The organism is Arsenicibacter rosenii (assembly GCF_001870735.1).
Taxonomy (GTDB): Bacteria; Bacteroidota; Bacteroidia; order Cytophagales; family Spirosomataceae; genus Arsenicibacter; species Arsenicibacter rosenii.
This window is the reverse complement of the sequence record NZ_MORL01000216.1, coordinates 1-726: the sequence shown is the minus strand read 5'-3', so window position 1 is coordinate 726 and position 726 is coordinate 1. Positions and strand designations below refer to the sequence as shown.

At 36.8% G+C, this 726-nt stretch carries 2 protein-coding genes; one reads left to right on the top strand and one right to left on the bottom strand.

What is annotated here, in order from left to right:
* Window positions 1-236: sigma factor-like helix-turn-helix DNA-binding protein (locus BLX24_RS30920; RefSeq protein WP_177226000.1), on the top strand; the 236-nt coding region annotated here is incomplete at its 5' end.
* 132 nt (window positions 237-368) lie between these two features.
* On the opposite strand, the gene BLX24_RS30915 is transcribed toward BLX24_RS30920, so the two are convergent.
* A partial coding sequence (locus tag BLX24_RS30915) for a helix-turn-helix domain-containing protein (RefSeq protein WP_143092966.1) occupies window positions 369-726 on the bottom strand: 358 nt, incomplete at its 5' end.

Here is a 726-nt window from a genome sequence, read left to right as displayed (position 1 = left end):
TTATTGATGTTGACAGCTATAATAAAGATGATGATGAAGGTGATGAACATATTAAGCTGACACATGCTATGCTGCACCTTTCTTTTGAAGAACGGCAGTTAATAAAGATGAAATACTTTAAAATGTGTACTATTGCAGAAATTAGTAATGATCTGAATCTGAGTAATTCAGCTATTAAAATGCGGTTATTACGGTTAAGAAGAAAAATTCAGTATTTATTGCTTTATATTGATTAATGTTTTTGTGCATATACCAGAAAGAGCCACTAACCGGTACTGATAACAACGCCATGAAAGACGAATCGCCAACAAACAGGTAAGGGTATTTTGACGTATTCGCCGCACAAAATATCATTACCTTATAGGTTTTCAAAAATCTCCTTGTGCGCTATTTGTCCCCGGGTATACGCCGAAACGTTCACGGTAAAGTTTTGTAAAATAAGAAGCTTTCTGATAACCTACAGCATAGGCAACCTGCTTTACCTGCATTTGTGGCTTTTGCTGAAATAATTCATAAGCTACCTGAAGTCGGACCTCATTTATAAACTGTGTTGGCGTTAAGCCGGTATAGGCCTTCAGCCGGCGCTGTAAATTTCGTTCACTCAGATTTACCATATCTGCTAACACATAAATTGAAAAAGCTTCATTGGCAAGGTTCTGACGAATAATATCCTGTAGCTGTTTAATCCATGATTGCCTTTTTTCCCCTTCATGATCTATTACAGGA